Origin of the sequence: Mycobacterium sp., assembly GCF_032162605.1 — a bacterium.
Lineage (GTDB): Bacteria > Actinomycetota > Actinomycetes > Mycobacteriales > Mycobacteriaceae > Mycobacterium.
Genome location: NZ_JAVROT010000510.1, coordinates 1 through 3,128, shown reverse-complemented (window position 1 = coordinate 3,128; position 3,128 = coordinate 1). Strand labels below are relative to the sequence as shown.

General features: G+C 69.1%; 4 protein-coding genes and 1 pseudogene. 4 read left to right on the top strand and 1 reads right to left on the bottom strand.

The features are described from left to right. Both QOI01_RS28335 and QOI01_RS28330 read left to right on the top strand, forming a co-directional pair. Window positions 1-214, top strand: a pseudogene (locus QOI01_RS28335) (DUF2334 domain-containing protein); the annotation flags it as partial. Window positions 215-238: 24 nt separating this feature from the next. After that, entirely contained in the window at window positions 239-1,885 is a 1,647-nt protein-coding gene (locus QOI01_RS28330; RefSeq protein ID WP_526386474.1) for an FAD-binding dehydrogenase, read from the top strand. A 13-nt stretch (window positions 1,886-1,898) separates the two neighbouring features. Here the strand turns inward: QOI01_RS28330 and QOI01_RS28325 are convergent, their stop codons facing one another. Next, window positions 1,899-2,552, bottom strand: a complete 654-nt coding sequence (locus tag QOI01_RS28325; protein WP_526386473.1) for an MBL fold metallo-hydrolase — start codon at window positions 2,550-2,552, stop codon at window positions 1,899-1,901. Window positions 2,553-2,624: 72 nt separating this feature from the next. On the opposite strand from QOI01_RS28325, the gene purS reads away from it, so the two are divergent. Next, a complete protein-coding gene (gene purS / locus QOI01_RS28320; protein WP_526386472.1) occupies window positions 2,625-2,864 on the top strand; it encodes a phosphoribosylformylglycinamidine synthase subunit PurS in 240 nt (79 codons plus the stop codon). Then, window positions 2,861-3,128, top strand: a 268-nt coding sequence (locus QOI01_RS28315; RefSeq protein ID WP_526386471.1) for a phosphoribosylformylglycinamidine synthase subunit PurQ, incomplete at its 3' end; no start/stop codon positions are given. The genes purS and QOI01_RS28315, both read left to right, overlap by 4 nt.

The following is a 3,128-nucleotide window of genomic DNA, read 5'->3' as shown; positions in this document are numbered from 1 at the left end:
CACCGAGTCGTGGTGGTGCCGGACGCTGGTGCTCTCCGCCGAACGCACCGCGCGTCGGGCCGGGACGGTCCGCGTCGCCGTCGCGGCAGGGCAGTTGCGTCGACCGGGTCCCCGTCAGGCGATGCTGGACGCGATCGACCTGGCCCTGATGCATCAGTGCGCCCCTGCCGTCTACCGCTGGGAGCCCAAGTCGGCGTTGACGGACGCCGCCTGACCCGGACCGCTAACGTGGCGTCCTATGGCTGATGCTGACGTCATCGTGGTGGGAGCGGGGCTGGCCGGACTGGTGGCCGCCTGCGAAGTGCTGGACAAGGGCCGCTCGGTCCTGATCGTCGACCAGGAGAACGCCGCCAACCGGGGCGGACAGGCATTCTGGTCGTTCGGCGGCCTGTTCTTCGTTGACAGTCCCGAACAGCGCAGGTTGGGCATCCGCGACAGTCACGAACTGGCGCTGCAGGACTGGTTGGGCACCGCGGGATTCGACCGCCCCGAGGATCACTGGCCGCGCCAGTGGGCGCACGCCTACGTCGACTTCGCGGCGGGGGAGAAGCGCAGCTGGTTGCGCGAGCGCGGGCTGCGAACCTTCCCGCTGGTGGCCTGGGCCGAACGCGGCGGTTACGACGCCCGCGGGCATGGCAATTCGGTGCCTCGCTTCCACGTCACCTGGGGTACCGGCCCGGGCCTGGTCGAGATCTTCGCCCGTCAGCTCCTGGCCGCCGGTTCGAAGGTGCGGTTCGCGCATCGCCACCGCGTCGACGAGGTCATCGTGGAAGGCGGCACGGTCACCGGGGTGCGTGGTGCAGTACTCGAACCGTCGGCAGCGCAACGCGGTGTCGCATCGTCACGAAACACGATCGGCGAGTTCGAATTTCGCGCACCCGCCGTCATCGTCGCCAGCGGTGGCATCGGTGGCAATCACGACCTGGTCCGCGAGAACTGGCCGGCCAGGATGGGCCGGGTGCCGGAGCAACTGCTCAGCGGCGTGCCCGAACACGTCGACGGCCGCATGCTCGGCATCAGCGAGACCGCGGGCGCCAATCTGATCAACCGTGACCGGATGTGGCACTACACCGAGGGCATCACCAACTACGACCCCATCTGGCCAAAGCACGGCATCCGCATCCTGCCGGGACCGTCGTCGATCTGGCTCGACGCCACCGGACGGCGACTGCCCGCGCCCCTGTATCCCGGCTTCGACACGCTCGGCACGCTCGAGTACATCGCGAAGACGGGCCACGACTACACGTGGTTCGTGCTCAACGCACGGATCATCGAGAAGGAGTTCGCGCTGTCGGGTCAGGAACAGAACCCCGACCTGACCGAGCGCGACGTGCGGAAGGTGTTGTCGCGGGTGCGGCCGGGCCCGCCGCCACCCGTGCAGCGATTCGTCGACCGTGGCGACGGTTTCGTCACGGCGACGACGCTGCGCGACCTGGTGGCCAAGATGAACGACGTGCCCGCCGTCGAACCGCTTGACTACGACGTCGTCGAAGCGGAGGTGACGGCCCGCGACCGCGAAGTCCGCAACTCCTACACCAAGGACAGCCAGGTGATCGCGATCAGAGCCGCCCGCGGCTACCTGGCCGACCGGGTCGCCCGTGTCGTCGCGCCGCACCGGATCACCGATCCGAAGGCGGGTCCGCTGATCGCGGTCAAGCTGCACATTCTGACGCGAAAGTCGTTGGGAGGCATCGAGACCGACCTCGACTCCCGCGTCATGAGGGCCGACGGGACCGCGCTCGCCGGACTCTACGCAGCCGGCGAGGCTGCAGGTTTCGGCGGCGGCGGCGTGCACGGCTATCGCTCGCTGGAGGGCACCTTCCTCGGCGGCTGCGTGTTCTCCGGCCGCGCGGCGGGCCGCGCCGCGGTGCGTGACACGGCTTAGGCGCGCGCCCCGCTCAGAACTCGGTGCCGTTCTCCTCTGTCAGCACCTGGAAGTCGGTGTCGGTCATGTCCGAGAGCCGCCCGTAGTAGATGCCGCGTGCCTCCTTGGCGACGACGGCCTGGTGGATGGGCACGGCGCGGTCGGGCGCCACTGCCCGCAGGTAGTCCACGGCCTCCGAGAGCTTCATCCACGGCGCGGCGGCGGGTGTGGCGAGCACCTCCACGGGCTCGCCCGGGTTGAACAGCGCGTCGCCGGGATGCATCAACCGCGCGGGATGCCCCTCGTCGCCGACGAGATAGGAGATGTTGTCGATCACCGGGATCTCGGGGTGGATCACCGCGTGGGTGCCGCCGACTCCTCGGACGTTCAGGTGGCCCACCGTGACCGCGTCACCGACGTTGACCGCCTGCCACGCTCCACCGAGCTGGGCTGCCGTCATCGGGTCGGCGTAGAGCGCGGCCTGCGGGTTGGCGTCGAGCAGGGCGGGTAGTCGCTCCACGTCGGCGTGGTCGGGGTGTTGGTGCGTGATCAGGATCGCCGACAACCCCGTGACGCCCTCGAAGCCGTGCGAGAAGTTGCCCGGATCGAAGAGCACGGTGGTCTCGGTGCCTGAACCGTCTCGGAAGCTTGCGAGGAGGCAGGAGTGGCCGAAGTGCGTCAGTTGCATGCCTCCATTGTGGCGCGCCAGGCCGCCGGTAGAGTGAGCGCCGAGCAATCTTTCCAAGGACAGGAGCCGCGCGTGGCCCGCGTCGTAGTGCACGTGATGCCCAAGACGGTGATCCTCGACCCGCAGGGGCAGGCGATCGTCGGAGCGCTGGGCCGCCTCGGCGTGGCCGGGATCTCTGATGTCCGGCAGGGCAAGCGTTTCGAGCTCGACGTCGACGACGGCGTCAGCGATGAGACGCTCGCCGAGATCGCCGAGTCGCTTCTGGCCAACACCGTCATCGAGGACTGGACCGTCACCAGGGAGGACCAGTGACCGCCCGGGTGGGAGTGGTCACGTTTCCCGGCACGCTCGACGACGTCGACGCCGCCCGCGCCGTGCGGTTGGCCGGCGCCGAATCCGTCGGCCTCTGGCATGCCGACGCCGATCTCAAGGGTGTGGACGCGGTCGTCGTCCCCGGCGGGTTCTCCTACGGTGACTACCTGCGCTGCGGCGCGATCGCCAAGTTCGCGCCGGTGATGGGTGAGGTCGTGACGGCTGCGCGCGGTGGTCTACCAGTCTTGGGGATATGCAACGGCT

Excerpts from the sequence above, each read along its gene's own strand:
- QOI01_RS28330 (WP_526386474.1), top strand. The coding sequence starts at position 239 with ATGGCTGATGCTGACGTCATCGTGGTGGGAGCGGGGCTGGCCGGACTG.
- QOI01_RS28325 (WP_526386473.1), bottom strand. The coding sequence starts at position 2,552 with ATGCAACTGACGCACTTCGGCCACTCCTGCCTCCTCGCAAGCTTCCGA.